Source organism: Nesterenkonia sp. AY15 (genome assembly GCF_022565855.1).
Lineage (GTDB): Bacteria > Actinomycetota > Actinomycetes > Actinomycetales > Micrococcaceae > Nesterenkonia.
The window spans coordinates 126466-143526 of sequence record NZ_JAJOYV010000002.1; the positions used below are offsets into that span (position 1 = coordinate 126466).

At 69.2% G+C, this 17061-nt stretch carries 16 protein-coding genes; 3 read left to right on the plus strand and 13 right to left on the minus strand.

Annotation, left to right across the window (positions count from 1 at the left end; translation table 11 throughout):
• The first annotated feature begins 35 nt into the window (after positions 1 to 35).
• A complete protein-coding gene (locus LSI54_RS04385) occupies positions 36 to 1199 on the plus strand; it encodes a glutamate--cysteine ligase (RefSeq protein WP_241465360.1) in 1164 nt (387 codons plus the stop codon).
• 32 nt (positions 1200 to 1231) lie between these two features.
• Here the strand turns inward: LSI54_RS04385 and tsaD are convergent, their stop codons facing one another.
• From tsaD to glmS, 8 genes are all read right to left on the minus strand, one after another.
• Entirely contained in the window at positions 1232 to 2371 is a 1140-nt protein-coding gene (gene tsaD / locus LSI54_RS04390) for a tRNA (adenosine(37)-N6)-threonylcarbamoyltransferase complex transferase subunit TsaD (protein WP_241477843.1), read from the minus strand.
• Positions 2368 to 2955 (minus strand): ribosomal protein S18-alanine N-acetyltransferase, encoded by a 588-nt coding sequence (gene rimI / locus LSI54_RS04395; protein WP_342357796.1) that lies wholly within the window; start codon positions 2953 to 2955, stop codon positions 2368 to 2370. Before rimI ends, tsaD begins: the two co-directional genes overlap by 4 nt.
• Complete coding sequence (gene tsaB / locus LSI54_RS04400) at positions 2952 to 3692, minus strand: tRNA (adenosine(37)-N6)-threonylcarbamoyltransferase complex dimerization subunit type 1 TsaB (RefSeq protein WP_241477844.1); 741 nt, start codon at positions 3690 to 3692, stop codon at positions 2952 to 2954. The genes rimI and tsaB overlap by 4 nt, the downstream gene beginning before the upstream one ends.
• Positions 3689 to 4300: a tRNA (adenosine(37)-N6)-threonylcarbamoyltransferase complex ATPase subunit type 1 TsaE gene (tsaE, locus tag LSI54_RS04405; RefSeq protein ID WP_241470566.1), complete on the minus strand. Its 612-nt coding sequence runs from the start codon at positions 4298 to 4300 to the stop codon at positions 3689 to 3691. Before tsaE ends, tsaB begins: the two co-directional genes overlap by 4 nt.
• Positions 4297 to 5544 carry an alanine racemase gene (gene alr / locus LSI54_RS04410; protein ID WP_241477845.1) on the minus strand — a complete coding sequence of 416 codons (1248 nt, stop codon included), beginning with the start codon at positions 5542 to 5544 and terminating at the stop codon, positions 4297 to 4299. Before alr ends, tsaE begins: the two co-directional genes overlap by 4 nt.
• 43 nt (positions 5545 to 5587) lie before the next feature.
• Positions 5588 to 7072, minus strand: a complete 1485-nt coding sequence (locus tag LSI54_RS04415) for an NAD(P)H-hydrate dehydratase (RefSeq protein WP_241477846.1) — start codon at positions 7070 to 7072, stop codon at positions 5588 to 5590.
• Positions 7073 to 7074: 2 nt separating this feature from the next.
• Positions 7075 to 7425, minus strand: a complete 351-nt coding sequence (locus LSI54_RS04420) for a holo-ACP synthase (RefSeq protein WP_241465366.1) — start codon at positions 7423 to 7425, stop codon at positions 7075 to 7077.
• Positions 7426 to 7499: 74 nt separating this feature from the next.
• Positions 7500 to 9371 carry a glutamine--fructose-6-phosphate transaminase (isomerizing) gene (gene glmS / locus LSI54_RS04425; RefSeq protein WP_241477847.1) on the minus strand — a complete coding sequence of 624 codons (1872 nt, stop codon included), beginning with the start codon at positions 9369 to 9371 and terminating at the stop codon, positions 7500 to 7502.
• Positions 9372 to 9454: 83 nt separating this feature from the next.
• Here glmS and coaA point away from each other — a divergent pair, with 83 nt between their 5' ends.
• Together coaA and LSI54_RS04435 are read left to right on the plus strand one after the other, a co-directional pair.
• Complete coding sequence (coaA, locus tag LSI54_RS04430; protein ID WP_255727424.1) at positions 9455 to 10447, plus strand: type I pantothenate kinase; 993 nt, start codon at positions 9455 to 9457, stop codon at positions 10445 to 10447.
• 54 nt (positions 10448 to 10501) lie between these two features.
• Complete coding sequence (locus tag LSI54_RS04435; RefSeq protein WP_241477848.1) at positions 10502 to 11449, plus strand: M15 family metallopeptidase; 948 nt, start codon at positions 10502 to 10504, stop codon at positions 11447 to 11449.
• 193 nt (positions 11450 to 11642) lie between these two features.
• Here the strand turns inward: LSI54_RS04435 and glmM are convergent, their stop codons facing one another.
• The 5 genes from glmM to LSI54_RS04460 form a co-directional block, all read right to left on the minus strand.
• Positions 11643 to 12995 carry a phosphoglucosamine mutase gene (glmM, locus tag LSI54_RS04440; protein WP_241470570.1) on the minus strand — a complete coding sequence of 451 codons (1353 nt, stop codon included), beginning with the start codon at positions 12993 to 12995 and terminating at the stop codon, positions 11643 to 11645.
• A 115-nt stretch (positions 12996 to 13110) separates the two neighbouring features.
• A complete protein-coding gene (gene rpsI / locus LSI54_RS04445; RefSeq protein ID WP_241465370.1) occupies positions 13111 to 13608 on the minus strand; it encodes a 30S ribosomal protein S9 in 498 nt (165 codons plus the stop codon).
• Between the two features lie 37 nt (positions 13609 to 13645).
• The gene (gene rplM / locus LSI54_RS04450; protein WP_241465371.1) at positions 13646 to 14089 is read right to left on the minus strand and encodes a 50S ribosomal protein L13; all 444 of its coding nucleotides are present in this window, start codon (positions 14087 to 14089) and stop codon (positions 13646 to 13648) included.
• 368 nt (positions 14090 to 14457) lie between these two features.
• Entirely contained in the window at positions 14458 to 15921 is a 1464-nt protein-coding gene (locus LSI54_RS04455) for a sugar porter family MFS transporter (protein WP_241477849.1), read from the minus strand.
• 239 nt (positions 15922 to 16160) lie between these two features.
• Positions 16161 to 17039: a tRNA pseudouridine synthase A gene (locus LSI54_RS04460; protein ID WP_241465373.1), complete on the minus strand. Its 879-nt coding sequence runs from the start codon at positions 17037 to 17039 to the stop codon at positions 16161 to 16163.
• Positions 17040 to 17061: the final 22 nt, after the last annotated feature.

Below are 17061 nucleotides of genomic sequence, written 5' to 3' on the forward strand. Positions count from 1 at the left end.
TGCGGCCGCCGGCCCTGACACCCTGAGGAGCCAAGTTGGAACTACCCTTCGCTGAATCACGACGTTCCACCCTTGGCCTTGAATGGGAGCTGGCGCTGGTGGATCGACAGTCCGGAGACCTCCGGTCGGTGGCGGACAAGATTCTCAGCGCCTGTCATGAGGACATGCCGGATCTTCGTCCGGAGGACGAGCACCCCTACGTGAAGCAGGAGCTGCTGACCAACACGGTGGAGCTGATCACCGATGTCTGCCCGGATGTGAACACCGGTGTGGACCAGCTGCGCGAGACCGCTCGCAATGTGATGCGCCACTGTGAGCCGCTCGACGTCGAGCTGTACTGCCAGGGCTCCCATCCCTTCGCCGCCCCCACCGAGCAGGAGGTGACGGACAAGGAGCGCTACGCGGAGCTGATCCGGCGCACCCAGTGGTGGGGCCGACAGATGGTGATCTACGGGGTGCATGTGCACGTGGGGCTCGACGACGTGGCCCAGGCGATGCCGGCGGTGAACGCGCTGTGCAACTACAACGCCCACTTCCAGGCCCTGACCGCCTCCTCTCCCTACTGGTCCGGGGAGGACACCGGCTACGCCTCGCAGCGGGCGCTGGTCTTCCAGCAGCTGCCCACCGCGGGCGCGTCCTTCCAGTTCGAGGAATGGTCCGGCTATGAGAAGGCCGTCAGCGACCTGGAGCACACCGGGGTGATCAACGATGTCACCGAGGTGCGCTGGGACGTCCGCGCCGTGCCACGGCTGGGCACCGTGGAGCTGCGGGTCTGCGACGGACTGGCCACGCTGGAGGAGATCGCTGGAGTCGCGGCGCTGACCCAGTGCATCGTGCATTCCACGGTCAAGGACCTGGAGAACGGCGGCAAGGTGGTCTCGATGCCGCCGTGGTTCGTGCAGGAGAACAAGTGGCGCGCCGCGCGCTACGGCCTGGACGCCGAGATCATCCTCAACGCCGACGGCGACGAGATGCTGGTCACCGATCACCTTCAGCAGGAGCTGAACCGGCTCGAACCGGTGGCCAAGGAGCTCGGCTGTGCCGATGAGCTCGCCCTGGTGGAGCAGATGATGCGCGACGGCGCGGGCTACATCCGTCAGCGCCAGGTGGCCGAGACCCACCAGGGGGATCTGCGGCAGGTGGTGCTCGATGCGGCCGCGCGGACCCGGATGTCCATCAATGGGCCGCGGCGGGTCTGACCGCGCGGGCCTGAGCGTTCAGACCGGCTGAATCAGACGCTGATCAGCTGCACCGGCTGGGAGGAGTCTGCCGGGATCTGCAGCGAGGAAGGGGCGACACCGGCGGCGACGAGCTGCGCGCCCAGGGCCGCGACCATGGCGCCGTTGTCCGTGCACAGGCTCACCGGTGGAATCCGCAGCTCGATCCCTGCCTCGGCGCAGCGCTGCGCCAGCAGCTCGCGCAGCCGCTTGTTCGCCGCGACTCCCCCACCCAGCATCAGCGTGGTGATGCCGTGCTCAGCCGCGGCGCGCACGGCCTTGGCCGTGATGACGTCCACCACCGCTTCCTGGAAGCTGGCGGCGATGTCCGCGACCGGGACCGGTCGGCCGGCGGCCTCGAACTGCTCCACCGCGCGGGCCACCGCGGTCTTCAGCCCAGAGAAGGACCAGTTGTGCCGATGCTTCCCCGGCGCCTCGGCGGAGCCTTCGAACTTCGGCATGGTCAGACCGCGCGGGAACCGGAAGGCGCGCGGATCACCGGAGGCTGCGGCGGCGTCGATGGCGGGGCCTCCGGGGTATCCCAACCCCAGCAGCCGTGCGGTCTTGTCGAAGGCCTCACCGGCGGCGTCGTCGATCGTGGATCCCAGCAGCTCGACGTCACTGGTCAGCGAGCCGACCCGCAGGATCTCGGTGTGGCCGCCGGATACCAGCAGCGCTCCGGTGTTCTCCGGCAGCGCTCGCATGCCCCTTCCGGCCGCGGTCGCGGCATGGCCCTGCTGCTCACCAGGCTCGTCGGCGGGGTCGAGCAGGCCGACGCCGACGTGGGCGACGAGGTGGTTGACCCCGTAGAGCGGCTTGTCCGCGGCAAGGGCGAGTCCCTTGGCGGCGGAGAGGCCGACCATCAGCGCTCCGGCGAGCCCGGGACCGGCGGTGACCGCGATGGCGTCGACCTCACGCAGCTCGATCCCGGCGGTGTCCAGCGCCTGGCGCAGCGTCGGGATGAAGGCTTCGAGGTGGGCGCGTGCGGCGATCTCCGGGATCACGCCGCCGAAGCGGACGTGTTCCTCCATGGAGGACGAGACGGTGTTCGCCAGCAGCTGGGTCCCGCGAACGATCCCGATGCCGGTCTCGTCGCAGGAGGTCTCGATGCCGAGCACCAGCGGGGCGCCGCGGGCCGAGTAGGTGTTGGTCATGGGGTCGGACTCCTGAGGTCTGCCGCTGAGCTGGGCGCGGTGAGGTCGGTCAACGGCTTCTGCATGATCAGCGCATCTTCGCCGTCGGGGTAGTACTGCGCCCGGGTGTGGATGTGGGTGAAGCCTTCACGCCGGTAGAGCGCCTGCGCCCCGGGGTTGTCGGCGCGGACCTCGAGCAGGATCTGCTCGGCGGACTGCTCCCGAGCGGCAAGGATCAGCAGGCGCAGCAACCGGGTGCCGAGTCCGTGGCCCTGTGCCTCCGGGGCCACCGCCAGGGTCTGAACATCGGCCAGCGGCAGCACGCACATCATGCCGGCATAGCCGGCGAGCCGACCTGCGGCATCCCGGGCCGCCCAATAGCGCCGGGTGGGCTCGGCGCCTCCGGTGGCGGAGGTGTGCCCCAGCTCGTCGTAGAAGAAGCTCTCCGGCCAGGCATCATGCGGGAAGAGCCGGTTCTCCAGGGCGAGCACCTCCGGCACGTCCAGAGCGGTCATCGGGATGACTCCGAATGGCTCGGGCGCAGAGTCAGTCTGGTTCGGTGAATCGGCAGGGTCCGTGGGGATGGGCGGGTTCGTGCCGGTCATGACGCCTGCTTCGCGCGCATCTGGGCGGGCACCTTGGCGTCAGACTCACGCAGGTACAGCGGAAGGGGTTCGCGCAGCACCGCGCTGGCGACGCTGTCGGGCTGGGCCGCCGGGTGCGCCCCAGCTTGGCCCGGGACTCGCCGGTCACGCCCAAGCTCGCGCTGGGCGAGCTGGCCCAGCTCCACCGCATCGGGCAGCCAGTGCGACTCCGGCGCCGCGCGCGGGGTCAGAACCTCCGGATACAGGCTCGCGCCCACGCCGACAACCGGCAGATCTGGCAGCTCGGTGGCCGCGCTGACCTGGGGCCCGTCGAGCAGCTCGGCGAATCCGTGGGCGTCGGCGCGGTAGCGGGCCCAGTACACCTCGCGACGGCGGGCGTCACTGGCGACGAGGAACTCCCCGGGCACGGCTGAAGGCTCGGCCGGGGAGTTTACGGCGCGCTGCGCCATCGAGTCCAGGCTGCACACCCCATGAAGCGGGACACCCCATACCTCGGCGAGCGAATGCGCCAGCGCGAGTCCGACCCGCAGCCCGGTGAAGGGCCCGGGACCCACTCCGACGACGACGCCGCACAGACCGGCTCCGCTCACCTCGGCCTCGCGCATCGTGTTCGCCACCGCCTCGGCGAGGACCTCAGCATGGGTCGTCGTCTCGGAGGTGCGCCACTGGGCGCGCACGTGGCCGTGGTCGAGCACGGCCACGGAGGCGCCGGCGGAGGAGTCGATCGCGAGAATCACCCCTCCATCGTAGTTCGTCCCAGCTGCGGGGGCCGCGCCCAGTCAGGCCCGTAGCCGCGCAGCACGGCGCGCCGTCGGGATCCCAAGACATCGGCCTCGGTCTCGGAGAAGTCGGTGACGATCTCGGTCTGCTGCCCACCCGCTCGCGGCGAGGACTCGGTGCCCTCACCCCGGATCAGCTCAAGGTCCAGCCAGGAGCCTTCCACCCCGACCAGTGCCGCTTCGACCATCCCGCGGCCCCACTCCACCACGGTCACGGAATCGGCCAGCGTGGAGCTCAGGTCCAGGGATTCCAGGCCGTCGGGGTCGGTGCGATAGGCGTCCACGTGGACCAGGTCCGGCCCGTCGCCCTGCGCTCGGTGGATTCGGCTGAGGATGAAGGTCGGCGAGCTGACCATCCCGCTGACCCCCAGCGCGCCGCCCAGGGCCTGGGTGAAGGTGGTCTTGCCCGCCCCCAGACCTCCGGTGAGCACCAGCAGCACGCCCGGGTTCAACAGGCTGGCGAGATCCTCGGCGAACCCGGCGGTGGCTTGCAGGTCATCCAGGATGACCTCGACGCTCCACCGCTCCCCCTCCAGCGGTGCGGCGGGGTCCTGGCCGTGGCTCATGCGGGACCCCGCGGGGGCGTGGCCGGTGTGGCGGGTGACGCGGCGGCGTGGACCGAACTCGTGGCGCCGCCTGCGGCCGGGGTCAGCTCAGAGTCCACCACGATGCGCGGGACGCGCTCCCCGATCCGGGTGATGATCTCGTAGTTGATGGTTCCGGCGGCGCTGCCCCAGTCGGCCGCCTCGATCCCGGAGTCTCCTCCGAAGATCACCACCTCGTCGCCGACCTGGACGTCGGTGTCCAGTTCTCCGAGGTCGACCACGAACTGGTCCATCGCGACCCGGCCCACCGACCGGTAGCGCCTGCCGCTGATCCATACCGGGGCGTGGACGGCCACGCGCGGGATGCCGTCGGCGTAGCCCAGCGGGATCAGGGCCAGGCTGGTGGGGCGGTCCACCCGGTGGGTGAGTCCGTAGCTGATGCCCTGGCCCGCACGCACGCGCTTCACATTGGCGACGGAGGTGCGCAGCTCCATGGCCGGGCGCAGTCCCAGGTCCTCGGCGGTCCGGTCGGCGAAGGGGCTGTGCCCGTAGACGCCGACCCCGACCCGCACCATGTCGAAATGGGCGTCCGGCCGGGAGAACGCGCCGGGGGTGTTCGCCACATGGCGGAGGTCTGGCACGATCCGGTGCTCCTCGGCCAGGGTCAGCGCCTCCCGATACACCTGAAGCTGCTCGTCGGTCTCACGGCGGTCAGGCTCGTCGGCCACGGCGAGGTGGGTGAAGATGCCCTCCACGCTGAGCAGGCCACGCTCCTGGAACTGCGCCGCGAGGCGCAGCAGGTCGGGCCAATCCTCGATGGTGCAGCCGTTGCGGCCCAGCCCGGTGTCGATCTTCAGATGCACGCGGGCCGGCTTCTGCAGGGATTCCGCGGCGCGGGCCACGTGGTGGATCTCCCAGCCCGAGATGCCCAGGTCGATGTGTTCGGTGATGGCCGCCGCGAAGTCCGTCCCGGGGGTGTGCAGCCAGGCAAGGATCGGCGCCTGGATTCCGGCGGCGCGCAGCACCAGCGCCTCGCTGACATGAGCGGTGCCCAGCCAGTCCGCTCCGCCGTCGAGGGCCGCCCTGGCGGCGGTGACCGCCCCGTGCCCGTAGCCCTCGGCCTTCACCGCCACGAGCACCTTGGCCGGATGCACGTAGGAGGCGATGGTGCGCACATTGTGCCTGATCGCGGCGGGGTCGATCACCGCCGCGCGCTCGGCGGCCTCGGGATGGGGGGTGGCGCGGGGGTCGCCGATGATGCTCATGTGACCACCCTATCGAGAGCCACGGACACTTCGGGCGGCGGCGCTACTCGCGCAGCGCGCCGATGAGCGCGCTGGCTCCGAAGTGTCCCCGACCGTGGGGATCCAGGCGCTGCGCGGCGGCGGCGTGCAGCCGGGCGCCCTCGGCTGCGATGCGGGCGAAGTCCAGGTTCTGCGCGCTCGACGCGGTGGCCAGCAGCGCCCCGATGATCCCGGTCAGCACGTCACCGGTGCCTGCGGTGGCCAGCCCGGGAGTCGCGGAGCGCACGATCAGCGGCGCGGCGCCGTCGGGGCCCGCCACCACCGTGCTGGGCCCTTTGAGCAGGACGGTTGCGCCCAGCGCCCGGGCCAGCGCGCGGGTCGCCTCGAGGGTGTCCGGATCCTCGGCGAGCAGGCTCTGCAGGGACTCGTCCTCCAGCACCTCGGCCATTCGTCGCGCCTCGCCGAGGTGCGGGGTCAGGATCAGCTGGGCACCGAGTTCTCCGGAGCTGAGCAGATCACCGCGGAGCAGCTCCAGGCCGGTGGCGTCGAGCACGCAGGGCATCCGCGATTCCACGGTGGCGCGCAGCATGGTCTCGGCCTCCACCTGGCGGGACCGATCACGTCCGAGACCAGGTCCGATGGCGGCGGCGGTGGCACCCTCGATGGCCTTCTCTGCGCGCCCGTGACTCATCACGGCTTCGGGCCAGGACTGCAGCACCGAGGATGAGACGCTGGCTTCGGCCTGCAGCCGCACCATCCCGACGCCCGAAGTGATGGCGGCGCCCACGGTCAGCTCGGCCGCCCCGGGGAACTGTGCGGAGCCGGCCACCACCTGCAGGATCCCACGGCTGTACTTATGGTCCCCCGGTCGTGGTCGCGGGGCGTTTCGCTCAGGTCCGGTCAGCTCCCAGGCCGCAGGAGTCGGCAGCCGGTCATCCATTCCGATGTCCACGGTGTGGATCTCCCCGCTGAGCAGACCACCCTGACCCAGCAGCAGCCCCACTTTGGCCGCTCCGAAGGTGACGGTGTGCTGGGCCGCCAGGGCGTCACCGGGGCAGCGGCCCGTGTCGGCGTCGACTCCTGAGGGGATGTCACAGGCGACGACGGTGCTGGTGCGCGCCGCGTCGGTCAGCCCGGACACCTCGGGGAGGACGAAGGCGCCGCGGGCTCCGGTGCCCAGGATCGCGTCGATCAGCACCGTCGTGTCTGCAGGGACGTCCTCACGCAGCCGACCGCCGGCGCGGAGAAAGCCCTCCAACGCCTGCGGGTGGGCGCGGTCAGCGAGGAGCACTGCGTGCGCATCGACGCCTCGGGAGCGCAGCTCGGCCAAGGCGTAGAGTCCATCGCCGCCGTTGTTGCCGGCGCCGATGAGACCCACGACCCGCGCCCCATAGATTCCACCGGCGCTGCGGAGCAGCTCCAGCACCTGGCTGGCAAGGCCATAGGCGGCGCGGCGCATCAGGGCCGGACCTTCGCCGGCCTCGACCAGGGGCCTTTCAGCGGCGCGGATCTGGGTGCCGGAATAGAGCGGAAGCGAGGATGCAGTCATGGTCAGCCCTCTGCGACCACCATGGCGGTGGCCACGTCACCGTCGTGGGAGAGCGAGAGGTGCCAGCGCTTGACGCCCTTGGACTCGGCCACCTGCGCCACGGTCCCGGACACCTCGACATGAGGCGCACCCGCGGAGTCCATGACCACCTGGCAGTCCTGCCAGTTCATCCCCGCCGGGGCGCCCAGCGCCTTGGCCACCGCCTCCTTCGCCGCGAAGCGCGCGGCGAGGGAGCGCGTGTTCAGCTCACGCTCGGCCGGGACGAAGAGCCGCTGCCGCAGCGCCGGAGTCCGGCGCAGCTGGTGTTCGAACCTGGTCACCAGGACGACGTCGACGCCGATACCGACGATCATGTGCTGCTCCTTCTGCGCGGGATCACTCTCTTTCAAAGGGACACACCACCTAGATGGTCACTCCACTTAGATGGTCACTCCACGGTGACCGACTTGGCCAGGTTGCGCGGCTGGTCGACGTCGTAGCCCTTCTCGGCGGCCAGTGCGCAGGCGAAGATCTGCAGCGGGACGGTGGTCAGCAGCGGCATCAGCAGCGGCTGGGTCTCCGGGACGTAGAAGACCGTCTCGGAGTAGTCCACGACGTCGGCGTCGCCGACCTCGGCCACGGTGATCGTCTTGGCGCCGCGGGCGCGGACCTCCTGGATGTTGGAGACCACCTTGGCGTGCAGCGAATCCCGGCCATGCGGGGAAGGGACGACGACGAAGACCGGCTGACCCTCATCGATCAGCGCGATCGGGCCGTGCTTGAGCTCGCCGGCGGCGAAGCCCTCGGCGTGGATGTAGGCGATCTCCTTGAGCTTGAGCGCGCCCTCCATCGCCACCGGGTAGCCGACGTGGCGCCCGAGGAAGAGCACCGAAGGGGCCTGGGCCATCTCGCGGGCGAGCTTGCGGATGTCATCGGCCCCGTCGAGGATCTCCTGGATCTTGGCGGGGATCTTGTGCAGGTCCGCGAGGATGTCCTCGATCTGCCCCTGGAAGAGCTTCCCGCGCAGCTGTGCCATGTAGAGGCCCAGCAGGTAGGAGGCGGTGATCTGGGCCAGGAAGGCCTTGGTGGAGGCCACCGCGATCTCGGGTCCGGCGTGGGTGTAGAGCACCGCGTCCGACTCGCGCGGAATGGTGGATCCGTTGGTGTTGCAGATCGCCAGGGTGAGGGCGCCCTGCTCCTTGGCGTAGCGGACCGCCATCAGGGTGTCCATGGTCTCCCCGGACTGGGAGAGCGAGACGATCAGCGTCGAGTCATCGATGATCGGATCGCGGTAGCGGAACTCGTGGCTGAGCTCCACCTCCACGGGCACGCGCACCCAGTGTTCGATGGCGTACTTGGCGACCATGCCGGCGTAGGCGGAGGTGCCGCAGGCCAGCACGATGATCTTGCCTATGCCCTTGAGCTCTTCGGGGTCGATGCGCAGCTCGTCGAGCACCAGGCGGCCCGAGGCGTCGGTGCGCCCCAGCAGGGTGTCCTCCACGGCCTTGGGCTGATCGTGGATCTCCTTCTCCATGAAGGTGCCGTAGCCGCCCTTCTCGGCGGCGGCGGCGTCCCAGTTCACCGAGAAGCGCTTGCCCTCGGCGGGGGTGCCGTCGAAGTTGATGATGGCCACGTCGTCGGTGGTGATGGTCACGACCTGGTCCTGCTCCAGCTCCACGGCCTCACGGGTGAAGTCGATGAATCCGGAGACGTCGGAGCCGAGGAAGTTCTCCCCCTCGCCCAGGCCCACCACCAGTGGTGAGTTGCGGCGTGAGGCGACCACACGGTCGGGCTGGTCGGCGTGGACGGCGAGCAGCGTGAACGCGCCTTCCAGCTCGCTGGCCGCGAGACGCATCGCCTCGGTCAGGTCACCCGCGGCGGAGCCGGCGAAGTACTGGCCGATCAGCTTCGCGGCCACCTCGGTGTCGGTCTGCGAGCTGAACTCCTCACCGGTCGCGACGAGCTTGGCCTTGAGCTGCGCGAAGTTCTCGATGATGCCGTTGTGGATGACGGCGAGCTTGCCCTCGTCGGCCAGGTGCGGGTGCGCGTTCTGGTCCGTGGGCGCCCCGTGGGTGGCCCAGCGGGTGTGACCGATGCCCACCGAGGCCTCAGCCATCGGGTCCGCCTCGATCTCGGCGAGGAGGTTGGCGAGCTTGCCGGACTTCTTCCTCGTCGAGACGCTTCCGCCGGTCACGGTCGCCACGCCCGCGGAATCATATCCGCGGTACTCCAGGCGACGGAGTCCTTCTAGGAGCACGTCGAGGGCTGAGTGCTGACTGGTCTTCTCGGGCAGGCCTATATAGCCGACGATTCCACACATGAGGGATAGCGTATCGTGTCAACGTGTCTGAGCGCCCATCCGAAGATCCTCATCCGCGCACCTCTGCGGGTCCGCTTCCCGCCCTGGTGGCGGGCACCGCGCCCTGGGCGGGGTCCCCGTTCAAGCCCGATCAGCCGAACACCTCCCACTCCCCCTTCGCGGAGCTGGACCGCCAGGCCTGGGCCCGGTTGGCCGACACCATCGAACAGCCGCTGAACCAGGACGACGTCGACCGGCTGCGCGGCATCGGCGAACATCTCTCGCTCAATGAGGTCGAGCAGATCTACCTGCCGCTGAGCCGGCTGCTCTCGATCTATGTGGAGTCCGCCGCGCAGCTGCGCTCCGCGGCCAATGAGTTCCTCGGCGAGCAGACCCTGCGCACCCCGTTCGTCATCGGGGTGGCCGGATCCGTGGCGGTGGGCAAGTCCACGACCGCCCGGGTGCTCCAGGAGATGCTTCGCCGCTGGCCGTCGACCCCGCGGGTGGAGCTGGTCACCACCGATGGCTTCCTCTACCCCAACGCCGAGCTGCAGCGCCGCGGCCTGATGGACCGCAAGGGCTTCCCGGAGGCCTATGACCGCCGGGCGCTGCTGCGGATGGTCTCCGAGGTGAAGTCGGGCAAGCCCGAGGTGCGCGCCCCCTGGTACTCGCACCTGGTCTATGACATCGTCCCGGACCGTGAAGTGGTGATCCGTCAGCCCGATGTGCTCATCGTGGAGGGGCTCAATGTGCTGCAGCCGGCGCGGGTGCGCGAGGACGGCACCACCGGCCTGGCGCTCAGCGACTTCTTCGACTTCTCCATCTATGTCGATGCCAAGCCCAAGCACATCGAGCAGTGGTACGTGGACCGGTTCATGCGCTGGCGCGACGGAGCCTTCGCGGACCCGCAGAGCTACTTCCACCAGTACTCCTTCCTCGACGACGAGCAGGCGCAGGCTCGCGCCTCCGAGATCTGGAACCGGATCAACGGCCCGAACCTGCGCGCGAACATCGCCCCGACCCGCTCCCGGGCGCGGCTCGTGATGGCCAAGGGCGAGGACCATTCCGTCTCCCGCGTCCTGCTGCGCAAGGTCTGAGTCCGTGAAGCTGGTTCTGCCCCGCTGCGCCCCTCCGCGTCCCGGGGGTGCTCTATGCCTGAGGCACAGCTGACCCCGGACGGTCGTCGCCAGTGGCCGGAGCAGCAGGCCCGGCGCGCCCGGGTCTACCGCCGACGTCGGGTGCTCGTGGCTGCCCTGACCGTCGGTGCGCTGCTGCTGGCGGGGTACTTCCTGCCCCGCGCATGGGATGCGGTCCACGCGGGCCTCACCGGGGACCAGACGCTCTCCGAGGTGCGCGGTGATCAGCTCCCCGAGGCGGAGGACCCGGCACCGGGGGCGGAGTCCAGCGCTGAGCCGGACTCCGGCGCCGAGGCTGACGCCGAGCCCAGTCCTGAACCCACCCCTGTGCGCGCCAGCGATCCCTCTTGGGACCCGGACTCCATCCACGTGCTGGTGAACCCGCAGAACTCCTTGGACCCCGAGGACCACGCCCCTTCAGACCTGGAGGCTCCGGACGTGCGGATGACCACCGAGAATCAGTTGCTGTTGCGCCGACCCGCCGCTGAGGCGCTCGCCCAGCTGATCGACGCCGCAGCCCAGGACGGTCAGGTCCTGGCGATGACCAGCGGGTACCGCTCCTACGCGGCACAGCTTGAGCTGTATGCGAACCGACATTCGGCGGTCGGCACCGAGGAGACCGATGAGCTGGTGGCCCGCCCGGGCTATTCGGAGCATCAGACCGGTCTCGCGGCAGATGTGATCAGCATCGACAATCCCGACTGCATCCAGGGGCACTGCTTCGCCGATACGCCTGAGGGGCAATGGGTGGCGGAGCACGCCGCGGACCATGGCTTCGTGATCCGGTATCCGGAAGGCGCCGAGGAGATCACCGGTTACGAGTTCGAACCCTGGCATCTGCGCTACGTCGGGCAGGACACTGCAGGTGAGGTCGCCGCGCAGGGCCTCACCCTGGAGGAGTACTGGGACCAGCCGGCAGCGGCGGAGTACGACGTCGCGGAGCCAGACCTGTCTGCACCCTGAGGCCCGCGGTGAATCTCCTGATCGGCACCCGGCGCTGGGCACAGGCGAGGACCCCCAGTGTTGAGGGGCGGATTCTCGGCTCATCCGAGGGCCGTCCAGGCCTGAGATGTTCGGAGAATCCGCCGCTCGACGCGCTGGGTGGGGTGCGGCCGGTTCAGCGAGCCGGCTCAGCGAGCCGGTTCAGCGAGCCGGCTCAGAGGGCCAGTTCGGCCTTCACGACGTCGGCCAGCGCCTCGGACTCCGCCCGGGCGAGATCCGCGGTCGGTGCCTCCACCATGACCCTTACCACCGGTTCGGTGCCGGAGGGGCGCAGCAGCACTCGGCCGGTGGCTCCCAGACGGGCCTCCACCTGCGCGACGGCCTCCTGGACCGGCTGATGCGTCTTGACCCGGGTCCGATCCACGCCCTTGACGTTGATCAGCACCTGCGGGAGCCGCGTCATGGCCTCCGCGGCCAGGGTCCGGACCGATCTCCCGGTGGCGGCGACCCGGGCCGCTAGCTGCAGCCCGGTGAGCAGACCGTCACCGGTGGTGGCGTAGTCCGCGAAGATCAGATGCCCCGACTGTTCGCCACCGAGGTTGTAGCCGGCTCCGCGCATCGCGGCGAGCACATAGCGATCCCCGACTGCGGTCTCCACGAGTCTGACCCCGGCCGCCTCCATGCCGAGCTTCAGACCGAGGTTGGACATCACGGTGACCACCAGAGTGTCATCCACCAGGGTCCCGGCCTCCTTCTGCGCGATGGCCAGGATGCCCATGATCTGGTCACCGTCGATGATCTCTCCGGTGTGGTCGACCGCGAGGCAGCGGTCGGCGTCGCCGTCGTGGGCGATGCCCAGGTCGGCGCGGTGTTCACGCACAGTGTCCTGCAGCGGACCCAGATGGGTGGAGCCGTAGCCCTCGTTGATGTTCAGCCCATCGGGCTCGGCTCCGATGACGATCACCTCGGCCCCGGCGTCGGTGAAGGCCTGGGGTGAGACGCCGGCGGCGGCGCCGTGGGCGCAGTCGAGCACGATCTTGAGCCCCTTGAGGCTGATGCCGTTCAGGGAGCGCAGCAGGTGCACCAGGTAGCGGTCCTCGGCGTCGGCGAACCGGCTGACCCGCCCGACGTCGGCTCCGGTGGGCCGCGGGGGCGTCCGCCCCATCTCGGTCTCGATCGCGTCCTCGGCGGCGTCGTCGAGCTTGTGCCCGCCGCGGGCCAGGAACTTGATCCCGTTGTCCGGGGCGGGGTTGTGCGAGGCGGAGATCATCACGCCGAAGTCTGCATTGATGTCAGCGACCAGGAAGGCGGCGGCAGGGGTGGGCAGCACGCCGGCGTCGAAGACGTCGACCCCGCTGCTGGCGATGCCGGCCTGCACCGCGGCGGAGATGAACTCCCCTGAGATGCGCGGATCCCGCGCCACGACTGCGGTGGGTCGGGTGCCGGGGGTCACCTGCCGGTGGCCGAGGATGGTCGCTGCTGACTGGGAGAGGGTGAGGGCGAGTTCAGCGGTGAGCAGCTCGTTGGCCACACCGCGCACGCCGTCAGTGCCGAAAAGTCTTGCCATGATGACGGTCAGTCTACTGGGCGGATCCCCCACATGCGCGAAGAACCCCGCCGGAGAGTCTCCGGCGGGGTTCTTCGAGCAGCTGGGGATCAGCACTGGGACCAGTGCTGAAGGATCAGCGCTTGGAGTACTGCGGTGCCTTGCGGGCCTTCTTCAGACCGGCCTTCTTGCGCTCCACCGCACGGGCGTCGCGAGTCAGGAATCCAGCCTTCTTCAGTGCCGCGCGGTTGTGGTCGCGGTCGATCTCGTTGAGTGCACGGGAGATGCCGAGCCGCAGGGCGCCGGACTGGCCCGAGGGGCCGCCGCCGTCGATGCGAGCAATGACGTCGTAGGCGCCCTTGAGGCCCAGCAGGGTGAAGGGATCATTCACTTCCTGCTGGTGCAGCTTGTTGGGGAAGTACTCCTCCAGGCTGCGACCGTTGAGGGTCCAGGTGCCGGTGCCCGGGGTGATGCGGACGCGAGCACGTGCGCGCTTGCGTCGACCGATGGCGGCTCCGCCGACGGTCAACGGTGCACGCTCGGACTCGCCGGCGGTCTCCTCGGTGGGGGTTGATTCCGAGGTGTAGCTTGAGAGCTCCTCGGTTTCGGTGAGCTCTTCAGTGTTCTGAGCCACGATTCTCCTTGAAAATTCTAGTGTCGGGTGGCCAGGACTACTGAGTGACCTGGGAGATGTCGAACGGCTTCGGCTGCTGGGCGACATGCGGGTGCTCTGCACCTGCATAGACGCGCAGCTTCTTCAGCTGAGCCGTTCCGAGCTTGTTATGTGGCAACATGCCCTTGACCGCCTGGTACGCAGCGCGGGTGGGGTAGCGCGAGACCATCTCGTTGAAGGTCAGCGACTTGATGCCGCCGGGAAAGCCGGAGTGGCGCCAGTAGCGCTTCTTCTCGGCCTTGTCGCCGGTCATAGCGACCTTCTCGGCGTTGATGATGATGACGAAGTCGCCCATGTCCTGGTGTGGGACGAAGGTCGGCTTGTGCTTGCCGCGCAGCAGCGCAGCAGTCTGTGAGGCGAGACGGCCCAGCACGACGTCAGTCGCGTCGATGACGTGCCACTGGGCGTCGGCGTCGCCAGGCTTCGGGGTGTACGTACGCACGTTGGTATGCCTTCGGTCGATGTTCTACGGTTCAGCGCACTGGACTCTCTGGTGTGTGAGAGGCACCGAGTGTCAGTGACTGTTTCTTCGCGAGTGCGACGTCCGGATTCCCAGGTGAGGACTGGGAAGAGACCGGGCCCGTGGGTTCCCCTGCAGTCCGCGGAGGCTGACGACCATGCAACTGAGCCGCCTCGACACGGACCCACGCAGGGGTGGACACGCACAACAACCAACAACTATACAGAGCACCCCCGCCTTTGAGCAAAGTCACGCTCCAGGACCCCTGCCGGTGACCTGTTCTCCGGGCGGGGACGCGGCTGATCCTGCTGTGTTCCCAGCGCTGGATCGGCTGGGTCCTCAGGGCCGCCTCATCGGGTCTTCGCGGCGCGAGGAGCCTTCGCGTAGGCGGTGTCTGACATGTCTTCAAGCTCGCACCCGTTGGTCTCCGGGACCCATTTGAGCACGAAGAACATCGAGAGCAGCGCCGAGGCCGCGTAGAAGCCGTAGGCGAAGACCAGCGAGAACGCGGCCATCTCGGGGAAGAGCATCGAGATCAGGAAGTTCGCCGCCCAGTTTGCGGAGGCGGTGACGCCCAGGGCCACCGCACGGATCCGGTTGGGGAACATCTCCCCCAGCAGGACCCACATGAACGGTCCCCAGGTGGCGCCGAAGAAGAGCACGAAGACATTCGCGGAGACCAGCGCGACCATGCCCCAGGCGCCCGGCAGGGAGACCAGCTCCTCGCCGTCGGCGCCCACGGTGACCACGGCCTGGCTGAACGCCACGGCCATCATGCCCAGTCCCGCCGTCATGCCGGCTGAGCCGACGGCGAGCGGGATGCGACGACCCACCCTGTCCACGATGATGATGCCGATGACGGTGGCCACGATGTTCACGCTGGTGGTGATGATCTGGACCAGGAACGCCTGGTCCTCGGCGATCCCCACGGCCTGCCACAGGGTGTTGGAGTAGTAGAAGATGACGTTGATGCCGACGAACTGCTGGAAGACCGCGAGGCCCAGACCCACCCAGACGATGGGCGTGAGCCTGCCGCTGACGATGAGGTCGCGGAACTTCTGCCTCGCCTCCAGGTTGATGGTCTCGCGGACCTCTTTGATCTTCTGCGCGATCGCAGACTCACCCTGGATGCCGACGATCTCCTCAAGCACCTTGGCCGCCTGCTTCTCGCGACCGCGGGAGACCAGGTAGCGCGGCGATTCGGGGATCGAGGAGGCCAGCAGGCCGTAGAGCAGCGCCGCTCCTGCCTCCAGCAGGAACATCCAGCGCCAGGCCTCCAGACCGAACCACAGCTCCTCGGCCGCACCGTCGGCGACGTTGGCGATGAAGGCGTTGGAGGAGGCGGCCATGAAGATGCCGACCACGATCGCGAGCTGCCAGGTCGAGCCGAGGCGTCCACGCAGGTGCGTCGGGGCGACCTCGGCGATGTAGGCAGGGGCGATCACCGAGGCCATGCCGACGCCGATGCCGCCCAGCACCCGCCAGAGCACCAGGTCGACGGCGCCGAACGCCAGGCCGGAGCCGATCGCGGAGACGAAGAACAGTGCGGCGGCGACCATCATGGCGCGCTGGCGGCCGATGCGGTCGGAGAGGCTGCCGCCGGCCCATGCGCCGATCATGCAGCCCAGCAGGGCCGAGGAGACGGTGAAGCCGACAGCGATGTCTGAGAGGTCGAACTGGGCCTGGATGGGACCGACGGCCCCATTGATCACCGCCGTGTCGAAGCCGAAGAGGAAGCCGCCGAACGCGGCGACCAGGACGACCCAGGCGACGCCGCCGATGCCGGAGTCCTGCGAGCGAGAGGTGATGCTCATCAGTGGTTGGTTCCTTTGCAGGTCAGGGATGAGGGCCTTCGTCGGTGAAGGCGAGCCCGAACGATTATGGTCCTCGATCGTGAACCTCGCGACTCCCGCGACCCCGGTTGACGCTGCCTCAGAAGCGGTGACGCGAGTGTCCTGCCCAGCACTGACAGGGCACTCCACCCGGACCGACCTGTCCAGGGCGGCGGTCTGCTGTGGCTGATATCACAGCAGGTCCCGACTCTCAGCCCTGCTCAGCCCTGCTCAGCAGGCTGCCGGAGCGCTCGGGTCTGTTCCGCGCGGCGGCCCAGCTGCTCGTCTGCCGGGTATTGGACGGACTCCAGCACCAGGCCGCCGGGCGGGGCCAGACGGACCCGCTGGTCCCAGACCGGCTCGGCGAGCCGGCTCATCAGCCAGCCGGGGGCCCGGCGCCCCTCCCCCACGTCCAGGCAGGCCCCCATCAGGGCGCGCACCATGTGGTGGCAGAAGGCGTCGGCGGTGAGCGCGGCGAGGATCACGCCGTCGGCGTCCCGGTGGATGCTGAAGTCATGCAGCTCCCGGATGGTGGTGCTGCGCTCCCTGGGCCGGCAGAAGCTGCCATAGTCCTGCAGTCCGGCCACGGAGGCGGCCTCGAGCCTCATCAGCTCAGCGTTCAGGGGCACCCGGTGCCACGCCGTGTCCAGGCGACGCAGCGGGTCGCGGTGGGAGGCGGCGTCGGCGATGCGGTAGCGGTAGGTGCGGCTCAGCGCGGAGAACCTCGCGTCGAAGTCCTGCGACACGATGGCAGCGGCGAAGACGACGACGGCGCCGCGCTCACCGTGCAGAACCCCGGTCAGGCGGCGCACGAGCGCCTCCTCCGGGGTGATCCCTCGGTCTCGACCCAGATTTGCATACTCGGCCAAGCTCAGGTCGAGGTGGACCACCTGCCCCCGGGCATGGACTCCGGCGTCGGTGCGTCCGGCCACGATAAGCGGCACCTCGCGGCGCAGGAGGGTGGCCAGGCCCTCACGCAGGGCTCCCTCCACGGTGCGAAGCCCAGGCTGGACGGCCCACCCGTGGAACGCGCTTCCGTCATAGGCCAGGTCCAGACGCACCCGCAGGGTCAGGCACTGCGGGTCTTCGCGGATGTTCATGCGTTGCCCCCTGTACGTGCAG

What these genes read in the sequence shown, in the direction of transcription:
- alr (WP_241477845.1), bottom strand. Translation starts at nt 5,544, where the DNA reads ATGAGCATCATCGGCGACCCCCGCGCCACCCCCCATCCCGAGGCCGCC.
- glmM (WP_241470570.1), bottom strand. Translation starts at nt 12,995, where the DNA reads ATGGCAAGACTTTTCGGCACTGACGGCGTGCGCGGTGTGGCCAACGAG.
- tsaD (WP_241477843.1), bottom strand. Translation starts at nt 2,371, where the DNA reads ATGACCAACACCTACTCGGCCCGCGGCGCCCCGCTGGTGCTCGGCATC.
- glmS (WP_241477847.1), bottom strand. Translation starts at nt 9,371, where the DNA reads ATGTGTGGAATCGTCGGCTATATAGGCCTGCCCGAGAAGACCAGTCAG.
- LSI54_RS04420 (WP_241465366.1), bottom strand. Translation starts at nt 7,425, where the DNA reads ATGATCGTCGGTATCGGCGTCGACGTCGTCCTGGTGACCAGGTTCGAA.
- LSI54_RS04460 (WP_241465373.1), bottom strand. Translation starts at nt 17,039, where the DNA reads ATGAACATCCGCGAAGACCCGCAGTGCCTGACCCTGCGGGTGCGTCTG.
- LSI54_RS04435 (WP_241477848.1), top strand. Translation starts at nt 10,502, where the DNA reads ATGCCTGAGGCACAGCTGACCCCGGACGGTCGTCGCCAGTGGCCGGAG.
- LSI54_RS04455 (WP_241477849.1), bottom strand. Translation starts at nt 15,921, where the DNA reads ATGAGCATCACCTCTCGCTCGCAGGACTCCGGCATCGGCGGCGTCGCC.
- tsaE (WP_241470566.1), bottom strand. Translation starts at nt 4,300, where the DNA reads ATGAGCCACGGCCAGGACCCCGCCGCACCGCTGGAGGGGGAGCGGTGG.
- LSI54_RS04415 (WP_241477846.1), bottom strand. Translation starts at nt 7,072, where the DNA reads ATGACTGCATCCTCGCTTCCGCTCTATTCCGGCACCCAGATCCGCGCC.
- rimI (WP_342357796.1), bottom strand. Translation starts at nt 2,955, where the DNA reads ATGACCGGCACGAACCCGCCCATCCCCACGGACCCTGCCGATTCACCG.